This window comes from Fervidicoccus sp. SLHALR4 (assembly GCF_058692745.1).
In genome coordinates, this window is the sequence record NZ_CP182483.1 from 1,355,525 (window position 1) to 1,378,975 (window position 23,451).

Genomic DNA, 23,451 nt, shown 5'->3' on the forward strand with positions numbered 1-23,451 from the left:
TCAGTTATGTGCTGTGCCGAATTATTATTTTTTTGAACAGAATGATGCCAGCATAGTGCTTCACGAAGCTCAACAAATACTGAAGAAGTACAAAAAAAGATGAACTATGCGAGACTCCTGTCTGCTTCCCCGTATTCAACCTCTTTCGCTTCCAGCTTTTCAACTATGTAGTCGAATGCTTCCTTCGGCCTTGTGTGAGAGCCGCAACTGTAAACATCGACCGTGGCAAAACCATATTCTGGCCATGTGTGTATTGTTATGTGGCTCTCCAGTATAATTGCTGCAACGGTAACTCCCAAACCAATCTTCCAAGTTTTCATGTCTAGCAGCGTCATGTTTCCGATCCTAGCTGCTTCCTCAACGATGGAGGCAAGCTTTTCCTCATCCATGAGCAGCTGCCTATTGCAATCCTTCAGATTGCCGTAGATGTGCCTTCCATATACCAGGTGCCCGTCGTCAGCAAATCTCCTTCTGCCCAGTAGCTGAACTCCCTCCATAGCTGAACACCGCTTATAAATATAAAAAAAGAAAATTTAAATGTAACCGCCCTCAAACCGCTATAACTCGATGGTTTAGAATTTTCTATATTGAAGCATGGTAATACGAGAATAAATCGGAATTTTCCATTCGATAATTCGTTCAATAAATGGCAAAATTTAATGACATATGAAATTCCGGCAATTTTTATTCAGACCTCAAATGCATGACATCACCGGCATAGACCTTGACCTTTTCCCCCGTATCCAGCTGGACTGCTAGAGAGCCGTCAGAGGAGAGGTCTACGGCTTTTCCTTCTATGATCTCGTCTCTGAAAACAACTCTGACTCTCTTCCCAATTGTGCCCATTTTAGATTTCCACTTCAGCACGTTTTTCTTGTAATTGTTTTCTTTGAGGGCCTCGTACTCAGCTGAAAAGCGGTGAAGGATCCTGCCGAGAAGCGGGATAATTGGAACCTCTTTTCCATATAATTCCTTTAAAGTCGTGGCGATCTGCCTCAGATCTTCGGGAAGCTCATTGTTAGCGTTGACCCCGACTCCCAGGATAACGTAGGAAGGTCTATCATATTCGATTTTTGCTTCGCTCAAAATCCCGCAGACTTTCCTCTCATTCACCAGAACATCGTTCGGCCACTTGACTTCAGCAGTTATTCCCAAAATGTCTTCTATACCCGTAGCGACCGAATACCCCATGGCCAGAGGTATGAGATTCATTGTGCTGAAAATAGGCGGCCTGAGAACCAGGGAGAACCACAGCCCTCCTCTCCCAGCATGCCACTTTCTGCCCAGCCTTCCCCTGGCGCTCCTTATTTCTCCACATATAACGAGGCTCCCTTCTACAGCACCTCTCTTCGCCATTTCTTCAGCGATATCCTGGGAGCTTTCGCAAGTCTCGAGATATATGCTGTTATAGGACAACGAGCTTCTGAGCCTCTTCAAGTAAGCTGAGATTTCGCTGATCCTTTCATTTGAGGGTATGCTGTAGCCCTCCTCCTCGGCATCTATGAAGAAGCCGAGGGAGTTGAGCTCCTTAACCCTCCGGCTTATTGTTGGGCGAGAGATGCCGAGAGCACTTGAGATCTCCTCCCCTTTCGCCTTGCCCTTTTCTAACAGAAGCGCGAACAGCTGTTCTCTCTCAGCTTCACTCGGCATTTCCGGATCCTCCCCTTTCCTCATCTTGTCGCTTGTAGATAGAGCTTTCGGTTGAAAAGAGAGCTTCTGCTGAATACACCAGTTCGTTAGCTATGTTGAGCATTGCTCCCCTCAGCAGAAAGGTCAATAATTTCAGCGAATTCCTCGAATTTTTCGGTTCCCCAAGATTGATTTTTTGGATTAAAGAAAGACTGCTCATCAGCCAGGCCGATTCGTAGAACTCCTTGATGGAGACTGCCATTATCAGGGATGCCGTTTTTGAAAATCTCGACACAAAAGTTACTAGCGAGGGTATATCGGCTATCTTGATATAGAGAAGGGAGAAGGATGTTAAGCCGGCTATTCTCAGAAAGTTGAGGACGAGGTACCACATGTCTATCTCATTGAGGAAGATCTGCGCTGTGAAGCCGAGAAGCAGGAATACGGCTGAAGGCATCAGCGAGAATAAAAATAAAGAGCTGAGGTCGATTCCGAAAGCAATGCAGAACGCCATCGAAGTTATGACTTCCACCGCAATGGCATAGATGGGGAGAAGGAAGAGAGAGGCTGAAAATATAGCGCTTAAAGCCAGCAGCAATACAGCGTTATTTATCCTCCTCCTGCTAGGGATGAAGACTCCGGCAAGCTTCTCAAGAATGCTCATGCTACTGCCCACCTGAAGATTTCCACCGTTTTATCAGAAATTGAAGCGAATTCCTCGTCGTGAGTCGCCATCAGCACGCTTCCTCCCGAGCTTTTGAAGGATTTCAGGGCTTCCAGTGCAACTTTCTTCCTGCATGCATCCAAGCCGAGGGATGGTTCATCAATTATCAGCACATCAGGCTCAGCCAAGAGCGAGGAGAGCAGGGAAAGCATTCTGGACTCCCCAACGCTCAAGGAAAAGGGATTCTTATCCAGCTTTTCAAACAGCCCAAAAGCTTTCAGCAGTTCCTGCCAAGAAGTAGCGCTTTCGAATTTTACAGCCTTCCAGCTCTCAAGCTCCTTTTCTACAGTATCGTTGAAGAAGGGGTACAGAGGGTGCTCGGGAATGTAGAAAACGCGGATGCTCCCTCCATCTTTCCTGATTTTTTTGTAGGTCAGCAGGGCAACCTCTTTCAGCAGTGAGCTCTTCCCTGAGCCGTTTGGACCTGTGATCGAGATGATCTCTCCGCTATCTACCTTCAGAGAGACACCGTCCAGCAGAATCTTGCTTCCTTTCGCAACTCGCAGCCCATCTATCTCGAGCTCTCCCCTTCGCTGCCTCATCCATGAGAAGGGAGCAGGACTGCTGCTTGCAGAGCTTTCGCCTGATAAAATGATGGTTTTGTCTATTCTCCCCTCGAATCTTCTCGCTCTGTGGTCTGCCACAACAGCTATGCCACCGTTCTCGGTGATTTTCTGCTTTATATTGTTCATCAACCTCCTGAAGCTCTCCTCATCTAGGAAAGCGGTAGGCTCATCGAAGAGGACAACTTTCGACCCGATTTTGAAGGAGATTTCTGTTATGAGCCTGTACCTTTCGCCGGAAGAAAGGTCATTTATGGGAATGTCGATTTTCTCATAGAAATCGCTGAAATCGCTGCTCGACAGACCTCTGTATTTCAGCTCTTCTCGAACGGTTCTCCCCAAGAAAAAAGAGCGGGGATCCTGCGGAACATATGAGATCAATCCCTTTCTGCGAGCTGCCAGAGGGGATAGCCCATAGACAGAAATGCTCCCGGAAATGGAGAAGCCGATGTAAACTGCCTGGAGAATGCCGGAAATTGCCTTCATAAGCGTAGATTTCCCGCTTCCTGTTGGCCCTGCCAGCAGAGCAGCCTCTCCTTGACGCACTTCGAAAGATACGCTCTCCAGTATCGGCTTGTTCTTCAATCTTATTGAAAGACTCTCAGCCTTCAGCTCACTCAATTTTCAATCCCTTTTCTCTGAAGAATCTGTAGGCTGACTTTGCCAAGAGGATCCCCAAAAGCTGGTCCATAAACAAGTCCTGCGGGATGAATATCAAAACTGAAGCTGCGAAGATCGCGAGATATTTGCTGCTCGGTGAAATGCCCAGGAGTCCAGAAACGCTTGTGCTCCAGGAATAAAGCTTAGAGCCAGGGATAGCGTACTTCAGAAAAACCGCAAAACCTAGAGCGTATGTAAGTAGGAAGGAAACCAGAGAGATCAGCAGGAGAGAGATCACGTCTCTTTTTCTCAGCTCTGCGAGCGTTATTCCCCTCTTCTTCAAATAAATGCGGGAAAGGAAGGACATGAGCGGGGCGCTGATGGCGAATCCGTAGAGATAGCCTGCCGTATACCCTAAGAGCACCCCTACTCCTCCGCTCCCACCGGAGGCCATTGGAAGCCCTGCAGCTATCAGTAAAATGTAAATCAAAATTGATAGCATCGCGTATGACGGCGAGAGAATTAAGGAAGCAAAAGTGACGCCCAAGTTCTGCATTGTGTATGGTACTGGACCAAGGTTGAATTTCAGCTGAGCGGTCAATCCCATCATCACAACACTTATAGCTACCAGCGGAAGCTTTTCGAAGGGATCCTTCAACGCCACCACTTTGAAATAGTTTCTAAAAATGATGGTATTAAATAGACCTTTAAAAAAAATATTCTCCTTTTTTGATGAAACTATTTCAATTCAGAGCAGAACTGCGAGCAATCCCTTTTGGAGGTGGAGCCTGTTTTCAGCCTGCTGCCAGACAGCGCTTCTGCTGGATTCGAAAACATCGGCTGTGACTTCCTCTCCTTTGTGCGCAGGAAGGCAGTGCATGAACACCGCCCTTTCGCTGGCTAAGGAAAAGAGTTCTTTATCTACCCTGTACGGCGACAGAATTTCCCTCCTCCTTTCAGCCTCCTTCTCCTTCCCCATGCTGACCCATGTATCTGTATATATAACATCCGCACCTTCCGCAGCTTCCCTTGGATCTTCTGTAACTATAAATTCCAAGTCCTTGGACTCGGCAATAGAGGCTGCTGCCTTAAGATAATTCTCCAGAGGATAAAGCTCCTTTGGTGCTGCTACCCTGAAGTTGGCGCCGAGCCTGAGCGACGCTATCATGAGACTGTTGAGAACGTTGTCTCTTCCATCGCCTATGAAGGCGATAGTCAAGTTCTGGAGAGATCCGAAAATCTCTTCCATAGTCATGAGATCTGAAAGAGCTTGGACAGGATGCTCTAGATCGCTCAATCCACTTATCACGGGAATTTCCGCATGCTTAGCGAGTAGTTCCAATGTTTCCTGCTCATACACTCTGGCAACTATCCCGTCACCATATCTGGAGAGCACTCTCGCTGTGTCTTCTATATCTTCTCCCCTGGAAAGCTGAAGCTCTGTCCATCCCGCATAAATAGAGAATCCCCCAAGCTGCCGCATAGCTATTTCGAAGCTGAGCCTAGTCCTTGTGCTGGGCTTCTGAAACAAGAGGAAGAGGACCTTATCGCGGAGAAGATCGATCCTTCTCTTGCCGAGATAGTACAGCCTTTTAAGCTCTCTCGCTGTATCTATGACGTACTTCATTTCTTCCTCGCTGAAGTCAAATACCGATATGAAATCTCTTCCCTTCAATCTGCGGGGATCCATTTCACCCACAACCAGAGGGCAAGCCCTCTCCTTTTTATCTTTCTCTCACGAATAGATATAATTAGGTGTTCTCAGTGGAGGTTGGGCAGATCGCCAATAGAAAAAAGCTGGAGGTAGTCTATGAATCTAACGATGTAATAGTTATGCTGGCTCCTCACGAGGATAAGCTGACAGAGATGATCCTTTCGATCATAAAGAAGAGCGCTGACGGCGTAACTGTGAAGGAGATCCATTCCGAATTGAAAACAATAGCCAGTGAAGAAAAAATAAGGAAGATCGTGAACGCTTTGAGGAATTCGAAAATCGTCTATTCTTCAAAGGGAAGATATTTTATTTCTCAAAGTTTTGAGAGAAGATCTTCTCCAGGATAGCCCCTCCTTCTCTCAGGTCTCTAACAACATAGTCTGCGCCCGCCTTCTTGAAAAAGTCCTCAGATTTGCAGCCATATGTCACCCCAACTGCGATGCAACCATTGCTCTTAGCGGCCGTGATATCATCGATATAGTCTCCAAACATTACGCATTTCGCTATTCCATTCCCAGCCAGCAGCTGCCTTACTTCTTCGGTTTTATCGAAAGGATGCTGCCCGGAACTGTTCTTCAAGGTTTTTATTTTTCCGCTGAAACCGGAGATCCCCAGCATTTCCAGCTCTGTCTCCACTTCTTCCGGGTCAATTCCTCTGCCAGTAACTATGTAGCTTTCCACTTTCATTTTCCTCAAGATGTCAAGAAAATCCATCAGCCCAGGCATCGGCTTTATCTCCTCAGGGCCATTAGCCTTGTAAAGTACCTTGAATTCCTCCCAGAAGCCTGGCGGATATTCCTTGTAGTCATCAATGGAGTTCTCGCAGAACATTTCGAAGAACTTCCCAAAGCTGACTTCTTCTCCAAAGTACTTCTTCAGCAGCTGATTGTAAACCCTGTAAAAGATCGGGAGAGAGTCAACGAGGGTCATGTCGTAGTCCAGTATAACAACATTCCTCATAGGCCACCATTCCCTAATGAGTGATGTCCAGAAAGTCAGTTGGAAGAGGCCGTCCCCTGCTCGAATATTCGTCATATTTAGAGGCTAGAAACTCCAGAAAGACTGGACATGTATCGTACTTTCCATCTCTATCGCACTCCTCGCCCAGTCTGATGAAGCACTGCTTGGTTTTTTTATCGAAATATGGACAAAGCTTGTGATATGTCCTAGCTGACCTCAGCATTCTCTGTATCCACTTTTCTTTTTCGCTCTGCTGATGAGGTTGTTGCGATTGCCCCGAACTCATAGTAGTTCACCGCACCGGGTACTGTTTTCTACGATACGAACTGCAGTCTATTATGTTCAGTTTTCAATAATTTAACTTTAATTGAATATAATGTTTTTTGCAGCAGGACAGTTTTGCGGATAGGATGAGTTTTCAGTTCCGCAGAAAATAGCCGCTTACTACTCTCTGGATTAGTTAGCACTTATTTGGAATCATCCTTTTTCTGCAGTGTAAGCTATCGCTTCCTTTTCAAGCAACAGAAAGCTTTCTTCAAACTGCGCAACTTGAGAGTTCGAAGCCTCGATCAGAACTGGATATTGCTGAGCAACGCCTTTTTTGACCATTTCGTGGATCATTTCCCTAAATCTTATCAATCCTACTTCTTTCGCATACCATCTCTCCGAAAATGGAAGCTCACCTCTCTCCCTGAAGATCCTTTCGTAGAGCGATCTGGTCTCATCCTTGAGATCTCTGAGCTTCTTCGTGGGAACGCTTTTCAGAGAAAAAATTCCAACAAATTTGCCATCTATCACGTATCCTGCACCTCTCGTAGAAAATGGTTCGATTGCAACCGCAGAATTCGGCAGAAGAACCCCTCTCACGGTGAATGAAGGTGTATTTGGTATGCTCAACCCTGTATGAAGCCTGTACCTATCCAGGCCGTGTCCTGTTAGGTTCCTGATAGGTTCAGCTCCGTAGCTTTTTATCGTCTTCTCTATGATCGAGCTTATTTGCGATACCTTTATGCCTGGGAATATGGCTTCTTTGACCCTCTCTACTGCTTCTTCTGCCGCCTTGACGAGGTCCTCGTTTTCCCCACTGAGGTCTACGCTGAATGCCGTATCTGCAATGTAGCCGTCAACGTGGACCCCAATATCAACTTTCAAAATTCCATTCGCTTCCAGTTTTTCCGTGCTGTCGATCAGGGGAGAAAAATGGGCAGCAGTGGAACCTATGCTCAAATTGACTGGAAAAGCCAGGGATCCCCCCATGCTCCTTATCTCATTTTCGATCCTTTCAGCGAGCTCCAGCAGAGATATATTCTCCCTTATCAGGGCTCTCGCCCTTCTCTTCGCTTCTGCAGAAATCCTTCCCGCTTTCAAATAAGAATTAATAATCCCCTGGTCTAATTGTGTCAAAGCAGACAGCACCATTCGCTATTAGTAAAACCGTTCAGGAAAATAAATAATTTCCATATGGATGAGGGGCTGCCAAGGGATGAATAAAAAGAGCCCGTGGTTGCTGATATCGATCAGCTTGATCGCCGTCGCATTCATCTACTATGGGTACATCGAAATCGCTGGAATTGACTTAATAGAGTTGATAGAGAAGAGCTTCAAAAATGTTCTCCTCGCTTCAGCATTTATCTTTCTCGGCGAAATTGCTAAGGCCCTCCGCTCTGATTATGTTTTATACAAGCTCGGCTACCGCGTGAAGTTCAAAAATATCATAATATCTCGATTCACCGGAAACTTCCTGGGGATAATAACTCCGGCCAGCTTCGCTTCAGAACCTGGAAGGGTTATGTCTCTAGCAATGCTGGAAGCCGTCCCAGTCCAAGCGGTGATGGCTGTGGGGGTTCTTGAGACCTTCTACGATTCGATTATTCTAGCGGTTATAGCCTTCTTCTTTTCATTGACCAGGCTGCCTTCAAGCATACTCATCTTTCTCTCTTCGCTGTTTATATTGGGTCTGTGGATCTTCATCTTCGGCTCCTTTGTTTTTACGGATTCTCTCTTCAAGAAGATCATAGCGAGACTGGAGAGAAGGGTGGGAGGCAGAGTAAAAGATTTCTCTCAGAGAGTTTTCAGCCGATATGCGGAGTTCACTGAGTTCACTAAGACGGGCCTGAGCTTCAATTTGAGCTTGGTTTCTGTACTGTATACCATTCTGTCGGTCCTGATCTATTCTTTGAGCTTTCTGTTCATCGATTCTGCTAGCGGTACAGGACTGCTCGAGCTGCTGACAGGAATCGTCGCTTACGCTTCCAGCTACGCCATGCAGGTCTTTCCAACTCCAGGCGGAAGCGGGTTTTTTGAGTATGCTTTGACAATAACACTGAACCCTCAAGCTTCTGCTCTATGGAGGATTTCATTCTTGCTTATCAACATAATTCCAGCTCTGATAATTTTAGCATTCTTCGTAAAAATTAGGCACGTTGTTGTTGAGAACTTCAAAAAATCTATAGCTGGGTAGGTGGTGGATTCTCCTCCGATTTATCTTGCTCCATCCTGCTCCTGTTTCTAGTCAAATATAAAGCCAAGGCAATGAAAATCGCCAGAATTGATACTATCGCCAGCAGGGGTCCGTCTCCGAGCTGCAGGGAGCTGGTGCCCGAGGTGGAGCTCTGAGCTGTCGAAACATTCGATGTTGTCGTCTGCTGCCCCGTCGCACTGCTCCCCTGGGGGGTGAAGACCTGCTGATTCAGATTAGTCCCTCCATAGATCTCGCCCATGCTGAAGAGGCTCTCATATATGCCTGCTTCCAGCGATAGAAGAAGCGAGTTGTAGAGAAAGTCCGCTTTTCCGCTTGAAGAGAACTGGTCGAGGTAGTTTGAAGCTTGCTCCATATATCCCAACACAACGGCGCTCACATATCCAGTTTTTCCAATAGTTGAGTTTGTATTCTCAAGCTCTGCCTTCACCATGCTTACGAGGTCTGCGTAGAAGAGAACGTGCAGATCGAGAGTGGCTCTGCTGACTATCGAAACAGAGTAATAGAGTGATGCGGCGTAGTTTCCTGAATAGTAAGAGTTGAAGGCATTGTTATAGAGATTGTTCAGCGTCTGAATGTCTGTTGAAACGTTAACTTCCGATGCTAGCGATTGATAGTATATAAGAACGGACTTTGCGTATTGCAGATAGTAGTCCGAAACGCTCTGGAGAAAATCCTTGCTCAAAACAGGCGAAGGTAACTCGCTATACGAGATCCAGTTCTGAATAGTGAACGTGGACATATTGGCCAGAGCTAGATCAAGGGGATCAGTCAGGACATTGACCCACTTGCCCGTTCTCAAATCGTATACGCTGTATACACTTGAAGCTGCCGCAGATAATGCATTTTGAGCGTTGTCTAACCTATCCATAGCGACTAGGAAGCTTTCCAATTGAGAAAAAGTGTTAATGCTCATATTGAAAACACTTTCACGAATGCTGTTAAGCGTTTGATTGATAGAGTTTATGTAATTTTGAATGAGCCCTGGATCTGCGGAGGTCCTGATGTAAATGAGAGCTGCATTCAAAAGTATGTCCGCTTGATAAAGCGACGAGAGAGAGCTGTAGTACTTCCCCTCTCCCCAAAGCATCGAGGACAAATTGAAGTTGCTGATGCTCTGATTAACATATGAATTCACTGTATCTCTATTGACCGCTGAAGGGAGACTGAGCGTTAAGAGAGAGTTGAGCTCATCTCGAGTCTCATTGAAAATAGCGGATAGGTTTTCTCTCCATCTAGAGAACAGTTCTATCTGCTGGGGCGTATATGAACCGTAGTATTTAGGCGGCGGCGGCAGTGTTAAGTTCTCCAGGAAGAAGGCGAGGGCATCACCTAGGGTTGTCACCTGAATAACTTTAACTCCCAGAGTCTCTCCGAGTTGAGTGAGGTTCACGGTCTTTGTGACGGTTCTATATACCGTTCCAAAGGGAGTAGATTGAGATACCACCTGCTGCTCTGTGACCACAAGCTGTCCTACCGGAACTAAGAAGACTTTGTAGCCGGCTTGGGCTGCTGCTTGGAGCTTATCCGGTATACCCCCAACTGGCCCTATCGTGCCGTCTGGATTGATCATTCCGGTCATTGCCACATCGTCTCTGACTGTTGAATTGGTAATTGCTGCGACGACTCCAACAGTCATCACCGCACTGGCGCTGGGCCCTCCAATTATGAGGCTGGGAGACTTCATGGAAAAGAAGTAGTCATATTTCCTGTAGTCTATCCCCAAAAAGTTCGCAGCGACGAGGACAGCTATCCTAGCGGATGATTGGGTATCCATCTCCGTAGCGGGGTCTGATGAGAAATAGATCTGACCGCTCCCTGGGTATGCTATTGTCACCGTCAGGTTTGTCACGACCCCGCCTCCTTCTGAGCTAACCGCTAGAGCAGGAAGATGAACGCTGGTTAAGTAATCATATCGATAGGTTATTGGGGAAGATGCCGAAGCTGCCATAGGAGCAATTGCAAGAAATGCGATGAGAACATAAATGAAAAAAGGCTTCAACCTTTCCACCTCTCGATTCCCTTCACATAGCTGTTGATTTCCCTAGTTCCAACTATTATTTTTGTCATTTTATCATTGAGAGCTAAATATACTTTCCCTCTAACCAGTACCTTGGAAGACGTGGAGAGAACGTTTGAAAAAAGGCCTTCGTAGGAGAGGACTTCACCATGCATTCCCTCTCTCAGAAGATCGCTACCTTCTACAACTTTAACTATTTTGAACTTGTGGAGGCTTGGGTATATGTAAGAGTGGCAGGATGGCTCATCCAGCTCAATTATGAGTGTAGCCTCTCCTGCCGGTTCTCCTTCGATAGCTTGATAGCTTCCGGCTTCGTTCACTTTCAAGAGAGGAATTAAGGAGACAAGCCTTCCCTTGAATTTTCCTCTCTTAGCAGGAGAGTACATCTTCTTCACTATTTCAGGCGGCATGTTCAGCCTTTCTGAATTCTTCTTCACCCACATTTCAAATTCTTTTCCGCTGAGGGGAGAAAGCACTTTGCTCTCAATCAAGGCCTCGCTTTCCCTGCATCCCCTAACGGTCATATCTATATCGCTTACTTCTAAGCTATGGATCCCTGCTAGGATGCTCCCGGCTACCCCAATTGACCCCGGTCGTATGCCTATTGCCCTCAGCTCATCGTAGAGCTCTAAGACGCTCATTTCTAGCTCGTCTCTGCAGCTGCTGAGAATCCTCCGAATCCCGTCCTCCGGCTTAAGAAGAGTTCTGATATCTTCACCCCTCACGAAGGGGAAAAACGCTTTTATGGATGGTTCATAGTAGCTCTTTCTCGTCTCCCTTATGACAACTGGCGAATAATCTCTGAATATTCTTGTGTATTTGATGCTAGCCTTTTTCCAGTGTGTTTCCCCTTCCGTAGCTACATATTTTTCGATGGCAAAGCAACCGTGCTTTGGGTGGTAGTATCCAATCGCTTGGGCGATCGCCATCTCCTTTTCAATTATCAAATCGTGATCTTCACAGGTAGGACTCATTTACTTTTGACCTCATCCTCAGAATGGAAGGACAAAAACGCCTTTGGAAGAAGCTCTTTCATGCTTGTTCTTTCTGTTCTCCCTTCTCCATTGACTATGATTATCTCAGCATCTCTGCCGAATTCTGCTATCACCTGCCTGCAGGCTCCGCACGGATATGGGAGATCCTTTCCATCGGTGTAGACAAGGACTGCCTTTATTCCTCTTTCACCTTCTGAAATGGCTTTGAAAACAGCCACCCTCTCCGCGCACATCGTCAGCCCATAGCTGACATTTTCTATGTTCACACCAGAGTATATTTTCCCAGATTCTCCTAGTACGGCAGACGAGACTCTGAACTTGGAGTAGGGAGAGTAAGAATTTTTAATGGCTTCTTTCGCCACTTGGAGCATTTTCTGCTCGATCTCTTTGCTCACCATGAGACTTCTCCCTGACATTTTCTTTTAGAGCAATCATTGCTTATAAGAATCTACGGTTTTCCAAGATTTTGAATTTCGGCTGAGAACGCTGCTGAAAAAGGGTTATTTTTCGAAGTAAAACTTTATTTCAATGAATGATAATAATAAATTAGAAGTGTATGAATATGGGAATCAAAGTTATAAAAAGGAATGGGGAAAAGGAGGAGTTCATTCCAGAAAAGATAGTAGTCAGCATTCTGAAGGCAGGGCTGGAATGTGTTTGATGTTTAGAGGAAAAGTTTATAAATATTGATATTCAGATATATTCAGAGAGACTGATATGAACAATACAAATGAACATCTGCTGAGGCCTAAAGAGGTTTGTCGAATCCTTGGTGTTAGCTATCCTACTCTTCGCAGATGGATTAAGGAAGGTAGGATTAGAGCTATTCAAACAGTTGGTGGTAAGTACCGTATTCCTGAAAGTGAAGTGAAGAGATTGTTGAGTGGAGAGACGGGTAAGGAAGTTAGGGCCGTCATCTATGCTCGTGTGAGCTCTAGCGAACAGAGAAGCGATTTGGAGAGACAGGTACAGTACCTAGCACAGTATTGCTCGGCTAAAGGATACAAAGTAGTTGAAGTTCTAAGCGATATCGCCAGCGGGTTGAACGCGGAGCGGAGAGGTTTGCTGAAGCTTTTCAGTTATGTAGTCAACAAGCAGATAGATGTTGTGGTCGTTACATATAAGGATAGACTCACAAGATTCGGCTTTGAATACTTAGAATACTTCTTTAAGCAGTACGGTGTTAATGTAGAAGTTGCTTTCGGAGAAGAATCCAAAGATGCTTATCAAGAACTTGTAGAAGACTTGATAGCGATAGTAACATCTTTTGCTGGTAAGCTCTACGGTATGAGGAGCCACAAGAAGAAGAAACTTGTTGAGGGCTTTAAAAAGCTTCTAGAAGAGGTTGAGAAAAGTGGCTAGGGTAACGAGGACAGTTGTTGTCAAGAGTATTAGCCTTCCTAGGAAGGTGTTCAGGGTCTTTGTTGAGCTTGAAGGTATGTACAGGAACATGGTTGAGCAGTTAGCAGTCTATGCTACTAGAAATGATATAAGCAGCTTCATCAGGCTCAAAGCATTGAAGTATTATGAAATGAGAAAGCTCTACCCCCATTTGCCATCTCACTATGCTTACACAGCATGCCAGGATGCTGCTGCTAGGGCTGAGAGCTTCCTCAAACTGAAGGAGGAAGGTCTTGCTAAGAGTGAGCTTCCGAAAGTTAGGAGGATAACGATATGGCTCGACGACCACCTGTGGAAGCCAAATGGCTATACATCTATAGAAATTGCTACTCATAGAGGAAGGGTGCCAGTTGAAATTGACCCTCACAAGCAATACTGGAAGTATGCAAATAGAGGTTGGAAAATAGCTAGTGAAGCCAAGATAAAGCTGGATAAAAGGAGTAGGCAAATAATAATCTACCTATCATTCTTCAAAGATGTTGAAAAGTATGAGCCAAAAGGATTCATCTCTGTAGATGTTAATGAGAACAATGTAGCGATGCTGGTCAATGATATTACATATCTGCTTGAGACAAACACCAAGTATATCGTTCTCGGGTATTACTACCGAAGGAAGAGGGTTCAGGAGAAGTATGATAAAGCATATGGAACTAAGTCTAGGACTAAGAGGAGAATCCTGAGGAAGCTCAAAGAGAAACACAGGAAAGAGGACATCAGGTGGAAGATAGCGAACATAATTGTTAGAAATGCCTATAGAAAGCATAATGCTATAGTTCTTGAGAACCTAGGAGATAAACCTGCTGAGAGTATGATCAAGAAAATCAAGGATGACCAGCTCAGGCACAGGATATTTCAAGCATCTTTCAGAGGAGTTCAGGAAGCCATAGAGGAAAAGGCAAAAGAGTACGGTGTACCAGTGCTCTACGTGGATCCTAGAAACACATCGAGAACCTGTCCAGTACATAAATCAAGGATTATTTATAGAAACAGTTCTAGAATCGGGAAGTGCTCAAAAGGCGGAGAACTGTGGCACAGAGATGTCGCAGCTGTATGGAATCTCCTCCGTAGAGCCCACCTAGGCGATGGGAGCAGTGCTCCAAGCCTAGGTGGCCCAACTCTAGATGGGAGCCCAGTGCCGTTGGGCTCGACAGCCGCCCATGAGCCCATAGGGATAGATAAGTCCCTGTGGGCGAGGTGGAACTCTCTAGATGCAACCATGAAAACATATAAAGTGATTGGAATGAACGTCTAGGGAGAAACGGCGCCTCCAGATGTTGCCAGAAAGATCGAGAAAATCATCGAAGGGAAGCTTCTTGAGCAAAATGTCGAAGAAATAACAAGCAAGGATTTGATGAAGATGGTTCTCGATCTGCTCAGAAAAGAGAATGAAGAGTGGTATAAGAACTGGATAGTCTTCGACGCTGCAGTGAAGAGACGGAAGCAAGCTGACTAGCGATTGAGTCCCAACCTTGAATTTTCGAGGCGAATTCCTCTCATCCTTTTCTGGAAGCCTCGAACCTCTCCTCCACTGCTCTCAGAATTTCTTCTTCGATCTCTTCTTGATGGACTTTCAAGAAATGATAATAGAGCCCACGCTTGGTGAATCCTGCTCTGCGGCACAAGAGGCATTTATACGTCCTTTTTCCGTCATTTTCTACAAGTTCAGAGTAAAGAGTTTTTACTGTGCCGGTAATTGTTTCTTCAAAGGATTCCAACGAGGGGGGCAGATAGTCTGTTTCACTGCTCTCAATTCCCAGCGATATTTTCAAAATGAGTTTGAAAGATCTCTTCAGCCAAAGCGGTCTCTCTTCATTTTTTGGAATGCGACCAGCCATTTCAGATGCATCTGCCGCCAATCATACTGTTAAAACAGAGATGCGGCAGGATAAGTGACATTTATCGTTTTATTCAGCAGGTGGGCAAATACTGCAGCGATGGCTTTTATCCTGCTCTGAGATTTTTTCTCCAATATTGCTACAACTCTATACAGCTCATCTCTAGCCCCTTCATTGAGCTTCGAAACGAAGGCAGCGATTCTCTCGAGAACATATTCAGATTCATCGTCTTTTCCAGTAAGCGAACTTGTCAATATCCTTTCAATTCCCTCCTCTCCTATTCCCTGCACCAGCGCGTTCAAATCAAATTCGGGCAGATGCTCATACACGAATTGGTTCAGCTCTTTCGAGTAAGGAATCCTCCCTATCCTGCGAAGCCACTCATCGAAGATCAGAGGAACATATCCTTCGGCCTCCATTCCCAGGATCGTTTCCATTGATTCTACGGATATAGCAAAGGCGAAGGAAGCTGCAAAGCTATCGTTATCGATTTCACTGAGTGAAGATGCTGTCTGAAAAAGCGTTTCGTTTTCATCGACGGAGTACTCGCTCAACGCCATCCCCATACAATTGATAAAAAGTGGGAGCCTTTTTAACGCAGGAACCGTGTATTATCGAAGGAAGGGTATTGTTAAAGGTTCAACAAAAAGGCTTCTTCCATATCGAAAAACAGGTCGGTTTTCCACGAGAAAAAAATATTAAGCAGTGACCTTTTCTGCTTGAAGCAACCTGGTTTTAGCTTTGTTTGTGAGCGTTTTGCTCAATATTTCATCCTTCACAAAGCTTTCTATATTTATGTCTTTCAGCTTAAATAGACCCTCTTCAATATCAAATTCTATGCTGATGTTCACTACGGACTCCTTGGGCAGGCCGAATTCTGAGACGATGAGGCCATAAAGGGCCTTATTGATCTCCGTCATCGCCTTATTTACTTCTGCTGGCTTGATTTTTCCCTCTTTGTAGTACTCTCTCAACGATGCATTTACAGCTCTTCTGAGTTTGAGAGCGAACCCGCTGGTCCTCACGGGACCGGTTTTCACAGTGAACATAATTATACCCACTATAATTTTATTCACTTTTTTAATAAATTTTTTATCATCACTAGATCTCTCTGGTTACTACATACAAATGTCGCTTGTCGCTTCTCACGAAAGGCACTGGACCACAAGTTTCACGACTCAATATCCCCATCCTCTCGGAAATTCAAGCCGTGGATGACTCTTAGCCAGAATGCAACATACAGCATTATCGGCGTTGAAAGGTTTGTGTTTATTTTTATACGCTCTAATTAATCTTATAGACTTTGAAAGTTGATGCTATAGGTGAAATGTGATTGATCGAAAACTTGCTCGTCGTGCTGCCGATCCTGTCTATATTTGTGGGCTTTACTTTAGGTTTCGTCTTAAGAAAAAGAAACATTGAGGGTAGAAGCTTCAGGAAGTCAATCCCCAAAGCGGTGGAAGCAATCGTGCTAGCGCTGGTATTTCTAATAGGAGTTGAAAGCTCGCAGGCAATCACTTTCGAGGGGTTTGAGATGGGGGTGCTAGCGATAATTCTAGGCATATTTTCAGCAGTGATGAGCTCACTAGCTTGGGAAATCTGTTCAAGAGGAGTTAGAAAATGAAATTTCAGTATAAAGTTCTCGTGATTTTCACCCTCGGCATTCTCTTAGGCAGGATAATTCACCTAAAAAGCTCAATTGCGGATTGGAGCCTACAGGTTCTCTTGACAGTCCTATTAACCCTCATAGGAATTGAGGGGGGATACAGCGTGACATTCAGAGGGGTTCTTTCCGGGCTGAAAAAGAGCTTCGCGACTCTGACGGCTTCTATTTTGGGAAGCTTCCTTGCCGGCATAGCGTTCTTCCCTTTTATGGGAAAGATAGCTGTAGCAGCTTCTTTAGGACTAGGATGGTATACGTTTGCTGGCTCTTATTTGACGGCCCAATTCGGAGCTCTAGCAGGCTTGGTTGGTTTCCTAACAAACCTTTCAAGAGAAGTTTTTGGAATGTTAGCGATCCCTTCGATTTCTAAGAGATTTTCTTGCGAGGCAATAATTTCTCTAGCGGGTTCCCCGGCAAGCGATACTCTTTTTCCATTCATTTACAGAGAGTGCGGTGATGAGTACATTATACCATCTATATCCCAGGGATTGCTCACTGCTTTTGCGGTACCCGCCATAATTTTTCTAATAGCTGGAACCTAAACGCTTCTCCGAAAACGCTCTGGTAACAGCCTACTTTTTGAGTTCTTCAGCGTCTATATATTAGGGATCTCCTTCAGTTGTCCCCTTTCCCGAAAGCACTAGATTTCATTCCTTAGCATCTCTTCAATCACAGACCTCTCCTTTTCTCCCATTTCCTCCAGCATCTCTTTTATTTCCTGCTCCAAATTGGATATCATTTCCTCGAAGTCATATCCCTGCTTTTCATATCTTCTTGCCTGAATTACAGTTGCTAGTTTATCGGAGAGTTCAGCGATTTTGGATTCTATCGATTTCTTTTCGCTGTATTCCCTGTAGAGCTGAACGATCAATCCTTCAGGAAGGGTTTCTTGAAGAGCTTCCAGCTCAATTTTGTGTTTGACCTCCCCCCCAATCGCTTTTTTTACGACGTAGTTGAGGTCTCCAACAAGACACTCAGGAAAATCATGAACCAAAGCCAGAGCAGCCGTCTTCAGAGCATCGACTTTGACTCCCCTTTCGCTTAATTTTTCCGAAATCAGCAGGCTGATCATAGCGGCTTCAAAAGAATGCGATGCGATATCTTCGGCAATCGAAGGAGGAACTCCTCTCTGCATCCATCCAGTCCTGACAGTCGATTTGAGAGCTTCGATGCAGGCTAAAACTTTTTTCATTGGCTTCACCTTTTCCCGCACAGAGAGAATCATACTCTGAACGTTTTTCTTAAGACAAACTTCTGCCTTTAAAAAAATTAATTATAATTTTGTGTTTCGCTAAACTTATTAATTTATTTTTTACTTTTCATCCAGAGGATGCGATATTGGATTCAGAGCCGTCTACAGAAGAGCCTAGAGGCATTTCCTACAGAGTTAAAGCCTCAAATAAAATATTCTTTCTAGTACCACTGATGATTGGAATGAGCTACAGCATATATACTGTTACACTGAGGACAAAAATAGGAGCAAACGCTCAATTCGATTACTCACTGATGATTCTAATTACATCGATGGAAACGATTCCGGGCATTTTTTCAATAATAGCTGGATACTATTCAGACAAATTCGGGAAGAAGGTGCCCCTGTTCTTTGGCCTCATAGCATCAGCATCACTCGCGGCTTTTCCCTTCATTCCATTTGAAGCTCTGCCGATCTTTGTCTTTCTCTTTGTAACTATGTATATGATCTATACGCCATTTGTTTATGGAGCGATCTTGAGAAAAGCTGAGGGTTCAGGCAAGAAGTTGAGCTCTCTCCTCATGATGTTCTCGATTGGGTGGACATGTGGCGGTTTTTTTCCATCCCTCCTTTCAATGGCTGGCCTTGTTGATTTTGCCTTCATTTTCTCAGCAATCCTGCTTATGGCATCTGCAGAGCTTTCAATATCAAAATTCGATTTGAAAACAAATGGAGAAGAGAAATTCTCTCTGAAAAGTCTGAAGGAATCTATAACGGTGACCAGAAAAATAATGGTTGGACTGATCCTGTGGTCTTCCGGATACTACATGCTATCGGGGATCTTCTCTTTGAAGCTGTATAATTCCGTGAGTAGCCAATTTGAGTATGGAATATATTTCACCGTAATAACTGGTTTTTTATCCATAATTGCTAGGCCCTATGCTGGGGTTCTAACAGACAGATTTACACCTCAAAAAACTCTGATATTCAGCATAGCAGCATACCTGCTCATCTCGATAGCATTGATATGGTCTCCACCTCTCCTGGTGATCCTGCTTTGGATACTTCCAATCTACCCATTCTTTGATACAAGCGCTTATTCACTGCTGAGCAGGATAATGCCATTTGAACTCCAGGCAACGGCCGCCGGTGTCATTTCCACTTCCATTTCCATTGGAGGGATTCTCAATCTGATGCTATACTACATACTCAAGTCAAAAGCATTCGCTTTCCTATCTGCGGTTGACTCGATTCTATTGGCGCTTTCGCTTGTTTGGTTCACCGCAATTTTCAGAAAAAGGTGAAGTTTTTATTCTGTTTTCCTTCAAATAAACATCAATGATGAGGAAAAGACTGCTGAGCTCAGAAGTGATGAGGTGGAGCGACTCTGACTTTCTCGAGAGAAAAGGTAAAGATAATAGTGACGCTTGGTCCATCTACGGATTCAAAAGAAAGGGTCAAAGCGCTAGCTGAAGCAGGCGCTGACGGCTTCAGAATAAATTTCAGCCACGGAAAGCCGGAAATTTGGGGCAGATATGCTGATTATGTGATTTCCGTGGAGAAAGAATTGAACAAACCGCTCGCTTTGATTGGAGATCTTCAAGGCCCTAATCCGAGGATTGGGGATTTGAAGAATGAGCCTGTGAAGTTCGCCAGAGGAGAAAAGCTCAGGTTTATTCTTTCCAAAGAATCGGAAGGAAAAGACATCCCCATTCCGTATAAGAATTTCTTCGAAATCGCCAGAAAGGGAGACAAAATAGTTATGGCAGATGGAACAATGGTCTTCACGATAGATGAGGTCGGAGAAGGCGAAGTGTATGCAATCGCTGAAATGGATGGTGCCATCACTTCGAAAAAGTCCTTTTCATTGCAAGGAAAAGAGCTCGACATTCCCTACGTTACTGAACACGATGTAGAGAGCATAAAATTTTCAAGCTCGATAGGCTTCTCTCATATAATGGCCAGCATCGTCGAAGACCCAGATAATATCGAGGAGCTCAAACAGTTTCTTTCCAAATATTACAAAGAGCTGCCAGAAATTTACGCGAAAATCGAAACCGAAGGGGGATATTCCAATCTCGATAGAATTCTCCCCGCGAGCGATGGGGTTGTTGTTGCGAGGGGAGATTTAGGCTCACACTTCCCCCTTGAACTCCTTCCGAAAATTCAGAGAGACATTGTGAGAAAGAGCAGGAAAGCTGGAAAGCCAGTTGTTGTAGCTACGCAGCTCTTGACTTCTATGCTCAACTCTCCTGTACCCACGAGGAGCGAAATAGTCGATATTTATAACGCAGTTGCTGAAGGAGCTGATGCCCTCATGCTAACTAATGAAACTGCTGTTGGAAGCTTCCCAGAAGCTGCTGTAGGATGGCTCAGGAGAACAATCAGGGAGGCGAAGACCACCTACAGCGAACAGAGAGAGCTTTTAGGAAAAGACCTCTTCCACAGGTTTGCTCACGGCCTTACGGAGCTAAGTGAAAGCTTGAGCGCAAAGATCCTCCTATACACAAAGAGCGGGCTTACTGGAAAGATAATTTCCCTTTACAGACCGAGGGAGGGTTTCTTCGTTGGAGTCCCCCGCCTCAAAGCAGGGAGATCTCTGGCAATAGTCTGGGGAGCTAATCCTGTGGTTGTGGAAGCCGAAAGCTATGATGAGGGCTTATTGAAGCTCAGTAACCTCCTCAAAGAAGCAGATGATATTAAAAAAGGAGATATTTTAATTGAAACATACAGGTTCAAGGAAGGGGAAGTTCACTCGCTGAGGATCACTTACCTCTCTTAGCCTTTCTTCATCTTCTCTTTTAGGGCCGCATGTGCCGCTGCTAGCCTAGCTACAAGTATCCTGTAGGGCGAGGCGCTGACGTAGTCAAGTCCAGCGCTGTGGAAGAACTCAATTGAGTCGGGATCTCCTCCGTGCTCGCCGCAGATACCAACTTCAAGATCCTTTCTCGTCTTTCTGCCTCTCTCCGTACCGATCCTAACCAGCTCGCCGACCCCTGCTCTATCTATCACTTCGAATGGATTGACCTTCAGGATGTCGAGCTCAAGATATTTCGGAAGGAACTTGTTCTCCACATCGTCTCTGCTGAAGCTGAATGTAGCTTGGGTGAGGTCGTTGGTGCCGAAGCTGAAGAACTCTGCATGCTTAGCTATCTCATCCGCAACCAGACATGCCCTCACCGTTTCCATCATTGTGCCGACCTTGTATTTTAGCTTCACTCCATAGGATTTCTCCACTTCGTTGGCTGCGGGGATGATTGCTTTTTCCTTCACGAACTTGATCTCCTCTGGTATCGCCACTTGAGGCACCATGATTTCCACTATTGGGTTCTTCCCCTCAAGCTTCAGCTCCGCTGCGGCAGACAGGATGGCTTTTGTCAGCCCAACATACACTTCTGGATAAGTTATACCTACCCTCACACCTCTGTGTCCCATCATTGGATTCGCTTCAGTCAAGACTGAAACTCTCTTGTACAACTTTTCTAGCTCTGCGATCTTTTCCTTTGGAGCTCCGGAAATTTTCGCTTCATAAAGCTCCTTCAATACTTCTTCCGGCTTTGGAAGGAACTCATGCAGCGGCGGGTCGATGAGCCTCACTATGACGGGTAATCCATCCATTACTTCGAATATTTCCTTGAAGTCTCCCTTTATCATGTTGGCTAGCTTCTCCATCGCTTCTATCCTTTCTTCCGTGGTTTCTGCAAGTATTACTTTCCTAAGGACTTCAAGGCGCTCTGGCCTCCTGAACATCCTCTCTATTCTGAGAAGCCCTATTCCTTCGGCCCCATATTCCCTTGCGATCCTCGCGTCTTGGGGTACGTCAGCATTTGCTCTGACGCCCAGCCTCCTGAATTTATCAGCCCACTCCATCAGAGTCTTGAGCTCTCCTCCCAGCGACGGCCTCAGAGTCGGGACGACTCCAAGGTAAACGTTGCCTGTATTCCCGTCGATTGTGATTACATCCCCCTCTTTCACAATCACTCCGTTTACTTCGAAAATCTTCTTCTCGTAATCTACCTTTATTGCTTCAGCTCCCACTACCGCTGGCTTTCCGATGCCCCTCGCAACAACAGCAGCGTGGCTCGTCATACCGCCCCTGCTTGTCAGTATTCCAACGGCTGCGTAGAATCCGTGAACGTCGTCAGGCTTCGTTTCAACCCTCACCAAAATTACGTTTCTTCCAGCCTTTGCTTTTTCAACCGCATCATCCGGATGGAAAACGACTTCTCCGCTAACAGCTCCAGGAGATGCAGCCAATCCTTTTGCTATTGGCTTGGTAGCCTTAGATTCATCTATTCTTGGGTAAAGCAGCTGCATCACAACTTCAGGCTTCACTTTGAGAACAGCTTCTTCTTCGCTCAAAATGCCCTCCTTCACCATATCCACAGCTGTCTTCACTCTAGCAATGGGAGTCATCTTCGCATCTCTGGTCTGTAGGAAGTAAAGCTTGCCTCTTTCAACAGTGAACTCGACGTCCTGAACATCCTTGTTTATCCTTTCAAGCATCTTCAGATTCTTATACAGATCTTCGTACAGCTGGGGGAATCTTTCCTTCAGCTCCGAAATGTGCATTGGAGTTCTTATACCAGCTACGACGTCCTCTCCCTGCGCGTTCGGCAGGAATTCTCCATAGATTTCATTCTCTCCAGTCGCCACGTTTCTCGAGAACACGACGCCGGTGCCCGAATCCATCCCCATGTTTCCGAATACCATTGACTGGACAGTGACTGCGGTGCATCCAGCTATCTCTGGAGTTATTTTGTTCGCAATCCTGTAGTAGATTGCCCTGGGGTTCATCCAGGACCTGAAAACGGCCTTTATAGCGCTTTCGAGCTGCTTCCACGGATCTTGAGGGAACCCTCCTGCTTCCCTTTCTATGATCTTTTTGTATTCCTCAACCAGCTCTTTGAGAGCAGGCGTTCCCAGCTCTACATCTGTTGCCGCCCCATACTTCTGCTTTATCTTAGCAAGGGCTTCATCGAACTTCTTGTCATCTATGCTTAAGACGATCTTCCCATAGAGAGAGAGGAACCTTCTATAGGAATCATATGCAAATCTTTCGTCGTTTGTCTGTTCAGCCAGACCTTTTACAGTCTGGTCATTCAGACCGAGGTTTAGGACTGTATCCATCATTCCAGGCATGGAGACTGGAGCTCCGCTCCTTACTGAGACCAGCAGCGGGTTCTTTGGATCCCCGAAGATCCTTCCCCTCTTTTTCTCCAGAGCTTTCATTCTGTCTCTGACTTCATCCATTAGTCCGTTCGGCAGTGAGAGAGTATCTATTATTCCCCAGAGCTTTCTTATAAGCTCGTCCCTGACAGATGGAGGCGGATTCTTCTCCAGCTGCCTCACCAGTTCATCTATTTCCGCCTTCCTTGGGGCATAAAAGTCTCGGCAGGCCTCAGTCGTTATGGTAAATCCTGGAGGCACCGGTAGCCCCGCTTTTGCCATGAGCGACAGTCCTGCCCCCTTTCCCCCGAAGAGCTTTTTATTGTTCGGATCTCCTTCTTCGAAGTCGAAGACGTACTTCCTCAAGATTATCACTCCCTTTTTAATAGAGAATGATTTCTCATCACTTATATAGTTTTATCATTATTGTTCTAAAGATATGCTTATCTTTTTTCTACTTTTAAATGTTTGCTATCTGTGAAATTCGCCATTGAAGAATAAAAACAC

Annotated in this window: 25 protein-coding genes and 1 pseudogene; 9 read left to right on the forward strand and 17 right to left on the reverse strand. The window is 45.4% G+C overall.

From position 1 onward, the window contains the following. Positions 1–104: 104 nt before the first annotated feature. From speD to argF, 6 genes are all read right to left on the reverse strand, one after another. Positions 105–497 (reverse strand): adenosylmethionine decarboxylase, encoded by a 393-nt coding sequence (gene speD, locus ACLGLO_RS07350; protein WP_492128241.1) that lies wholly within the window; start codon positions 495–497, stop codon positions 105–107. Positions 498–684: 187 nt separating this feature from the next. Further along, positions 685–1,650 (reverse strand): biotin--[acetyl-CoA-carboxylase] ligase, encoded by a 966-nt coding sequence (locus ACLGLO_RS07355; protein ID WP_492128242.1) that lies wholly within the window; start codon positions 1,648–1,650, stop codon positions 685–687. Next, positions 1,640–2,293 carry a hypothetical protein gene (locus ACLGLO_RS07360; protein WP_492128243.1) on the reverse strand — a complete coding sequence of 218 codons (654 nt, stop codon included), beginning with the start codon at positions 2,291–2,293 and terminating at the stop codon, positions 1,640–1,642. Before ACLGLO_RS07360 ends, ACLGLO_RS07355 begins: the two co-directional genes overlap by 11 nt. Continuing rightward, a complete protein-coding gene (locus ACLGLO_RS07365; protein ID WP_492128244.1) occupies positions 2,290–3,537 on the reverse strand; it encodes an ATP-binding cassette domain-containing protein in 1,248 nt (415 codons plus the stop codon). The genes ACLGLO_RS07360 and ACLGLO_RS07365 overlap by 4 nt, the downstream gene beginning before the upstream one ends. Next, entirely contained in the window at positions 3,530–4,174 is a 645-nt protein-coding gene (locus tag ACLGLO_RS07370) for a biotin transporter BioY (protein ID WP_492128245.1), read from the reverse strand. Before ACLGLO_RS07370 ends, ACLGLO_RS07365 begins: the two co-directional genes overlap by 8 nt. A gap of 90 nt (positions 4,175–4,264) precedes the next feature. Continuing rightward, entirely contained in the window at positions 4,265–5,206 is a 942-nt protein-coding gene (gene argF, locus ACLGLO_RS07375) for an ornithine carbamoyltransferase (protein ID WP_492128246.1), read from the reverse strand. A 74-nt stretch (positions 5,207–5,280) separates the two neighbouring features. On the opposite strand from argF, the gene ACLGLO_RS07380 reads away from it, so the two are divergent. Beyond that, positions 5,281–5,577 carry a hypothetical protein gene (locus ACLGLO_RS07380; RefSeq protein WP_492128247.1) on the forward strand — a complete coding sequence of 99 codons (297 nt, stop codon included), beginning with the start codon at positions 5,281–5,283 and terminating at the stop codon, positions 5,575–5,577. Here the strand turns inward: ACLGLO_RS07380 and ACLGLO_RS07385 are convergent. From ACLGLO_RS07385 to map, 3 genes are all read right to left on the reverse strand, one after another. Continuing rightward, positions 5,537–6,190: an HAD family hydrolase gene (locus ACLGLO_RS07385; protein WP_492128248.1), complete on the reverse strand. Its 654-nt coding sequence runs from the start codon at positions 6,188–6,190 to the stop codon at positions 5,537–5,539. The two genes, ACLGLO_RS07380 and ACLGLO_RS07385, sit on opposite strands and share 41 nt — an antisense overlap. A gap of 13 nt (positions 6,191–6,203) precedes the next feature. Beyond that, on the reverse strand, positions 6,204–6,476 hold the full coding sequence (locus tag ACLGLO_RS07390; RefSeq protein WP_492128249.1) for a hypothetical protein: 273 nt from the start codon (positions 6,474–6,476) through the stop codon (positions 6,204–6,206). 191 nt (positions 6,477–6,667) lie between these two features. Continuing rightward, entirely contained in the window at positions 6,668–7,594 is a 927-nt protein-coding gene (gene map, locus ACLGLO_RS07395) for a type II methionyl aminopeptidase (RefSeq protein ID WP_492128250.1), read from the reverse strand. A gap of 79 nt (positions 7,595–7,673) precedes the next feature. Between map and ACLGLO_RS07400 the strand changes: the two genes are divergently transcribed. Beyond that, a complete protein-coding gene (locus tag ACLGLO_RS07400) occupies positions 7,674–8,651 on the forward strand; it encodes a lysylphosphatidylglycerol synthase transmembrane domain-containing protein (protein WP_492128251.1) in 978 nt (325 codons plus the stop codon). Here the strand turns inward: ACLGLO_RS07400 and ACLGLO_RS07405 are convergent. From ACLGLO_RS07405 to cdd, 3 genes are read right to left on the reverse strand one after another with little or no spacing between them, the layout of a single operon-like run. Next, a complete protein-coding gene (locus ACLGLO_RS07405) occupies positions 8,638–10,671 on the reverse strand; it encodes a S16 family serine protease (protein WP_492128252.1) in 2,034 nt (677 codons plus the stop codon). The genes ACLGLO_RS07400 and ACLGLO_RS07405 overlap by 14 nt on opposite strands. After that, entirely contained in the window at positions 10,668–11,663 is a 996-nt protein-coding gene (locus ACLGLO_RS07410) for a hypothetical protein (RefSeq protein ID WP_492128253.1), read from the reverse strand. Before ACLGLO_RS07410 ends, ACLGLO_RS07405 begins: the two co-directional genes overlap by 4 nt. Then, positions 11,660–12,082 carry a cytidine deaminase gene (gene cdd, locus ACLGLO_RS07415; RefSeq protein WP_492128254.1) on the reverse strand — a complete coding sequence of 141 codons (423 nt, stop codon included), beginning with the start codon at positions 12,080–12,082 and terminating at the stop codon, positions 11,660–11,662. The genes ACLGLO_RS07410 and cdd overlap by 4 nt, the downstream gene beginning before the upstream one ends. Positions 12,083–12,246: 164 nt before the next feature. Here cdd and ACLGLO_RS07420 point away from each other — a divergent pair. The 3 genes and pseudogenes from ACLGLO_RS07420 to ACLGLO_RS07430 form a co-directional block, all read left to right on the forward strand. After that, positions 12,247–12,330 (forward strand): annotated as a pseudogene (locus ACLGLO_RS07420) (ATP cone domain-containing protein); the annotation flags it as partial. 71 nt (positions 12,331–12,401) lie between these two features. After that, positions 12,402–13,046: an IS607 family transposase gene (locus ACLGLO_RS07425; RefSeq protein WP_492128255.1), complete on the forward strand. Its 645-nt coding sequence runs from the start codon at positions 12,402–12,404 to the stop codon at positions 13,044–13,046. Then, entirely contained in the window at positions 13,039–14,337 is a 1,299-nt protein-coding gene (locus ACLGLO_RS07430) for an RNA-guided endonuclease InsQ/TnpB family protein (RefSeq protein WP_492128256.1), read from the forward strand. The genes ACLGLO_RS07425 and ACLGLO_RS07430 overlap by 8 nt, the downstream gene beginning before the upstream one ends. Positions 14,338–14,578: 241 nt before the next feature. Here ACLGLO_RS07430 and ACLGLO_RS07435 read toward each other — a convergent pair whose 3' ends face one another. The 3 genes from ACLGLO_RS07435 to ACLGLO_RS07445 all read right to left on the reverse strand — a co-directional run bounded on the left by ACLGLO_RS07435 (position 14,579) and on the right by ACLGLO_RS07445 (position 15,969). Further along, the gene (locus ACLGLO_RS07435) at positions 14,579–14,941 is read right to left on the reverse strand and encodes a C2H2-type zinc finger protein (protein WP_492128257.1); all 363 of its coding nucleotides are present in this window, start codon (positions 14,939–14,941) and stop codon (positions 14,579–14,581) included. Between the two features lie 8 nt (positions 14,942–14,949). Continuing rightward, on the reverse strand, positions 14,950–15,474 hold the full coding sequence (locus ACLGLO_RS07440; RefSeq protein WP_492128258.1) for a hypothetical protein: 525 nt from the start codon (positions 15,472–15,474) through the stop codon (positions 14,950–14,952). A gap of 144 nt (positions 15,475–15,618) precedes the next feature. Further along, positions 15,619–15,969 carry a single- stranded DNA-binding family protein gene (locus tag ACLGLO_RS07445; protein ID WP_492128259.1) on the reverse strand — a complete coding sequence of 117 codons (351 nt, stop codon included), beginning with the start codon at positions 15,967–15,969 and terminating at the stop codon, positions 15,619–15,621. Between the two features lie 284 nt (positions 15,970–16,253). On the opposite strand from ACLGLO_RS07445, the gene ACLGLO_RS07450 reads away from it, so the two are divergent. Next, on the forward strand, positions 16,254–16,544 hold the full coding sequence (locus ACLGLO_RS07450; RefSeq protein WP_492128260.1) for a hypothetical protein: 291 nt from the start codon (positions 16,254–16,256) through the stop codon (positions 16,542–16,544). Beyond that, on the forward strand, positions 16,541–17,125 hold the full coding sequence (locus ACLGLO_RS07455) for a LysO family transporter (protein WP_492128261.1): 585 nt from the start codon (positions 16,541–16,543) through the stop codon (positions 17,123–17,125). Before ACLGLO_RS07450 ends, ACLGLO_RS07455 begins: the two co-directional genes overlap by 4 nt. 98 nt (positions 17,126–17,223) lie before the next feature. Here ACLGLO_RS07455 and ACLGLO_RS07460 read toward each other — a convergent pair whose 3' ends face one another. Then, positions 17,224–17,775, reverse strand: coding sequence for an HD domain-containing protein (locus ACLGLO_RS07460; RefSeq protein WP_492128262.1), 552 nt, complete (start codon positions 17,773–17,775; stop codon positions 17,224–17,226). Between the two features lie 146 nt (positions 17,776–17,921). Here ACLGLO_RS07460 and ACLGLO_RS07465 point away from each other — a divergent pair, with 146 nt between their 5' ends. Then, positions 17,922–19,079, forward strand: coding sequence for an MFS transporter (locus ACLGLO_RS07465; RefSeq protein WP_492128263.1), 1,158 nt, complete (start codon positions 17,922–17,924; stop codon positions 19,077–19,079). Between the two features lie 113 nt (positions 19,080–19,192). Next, entirely contained in the window at positions 19,193–20,557 is a 1,365-nt protein-coding gene (gene pyk / locus ACLGLO_RS07470; protein ID WP_492129172.1) for a pyruvate kinase, read from the forward strand. Here the strand turns inward: pyk and ppdK are convergent. Beyond that, positions 20,554–23,310 (reverse strand): pyruvate, phosphate dikinase, encoded by a 2,757-nt coding sequence (ppdK, locus tag ACLGLO_RS07475; RefSeq protein WP_492128264.1) that lies wholly within the window; start codon positions 23,308–23,310, stop codon positions 20,554–20,556. The genes pyk and ppdK overlap by 4 nt on opposite strands. Positions 23,311–23,451 lie beyond the last annotated feature (141 nt).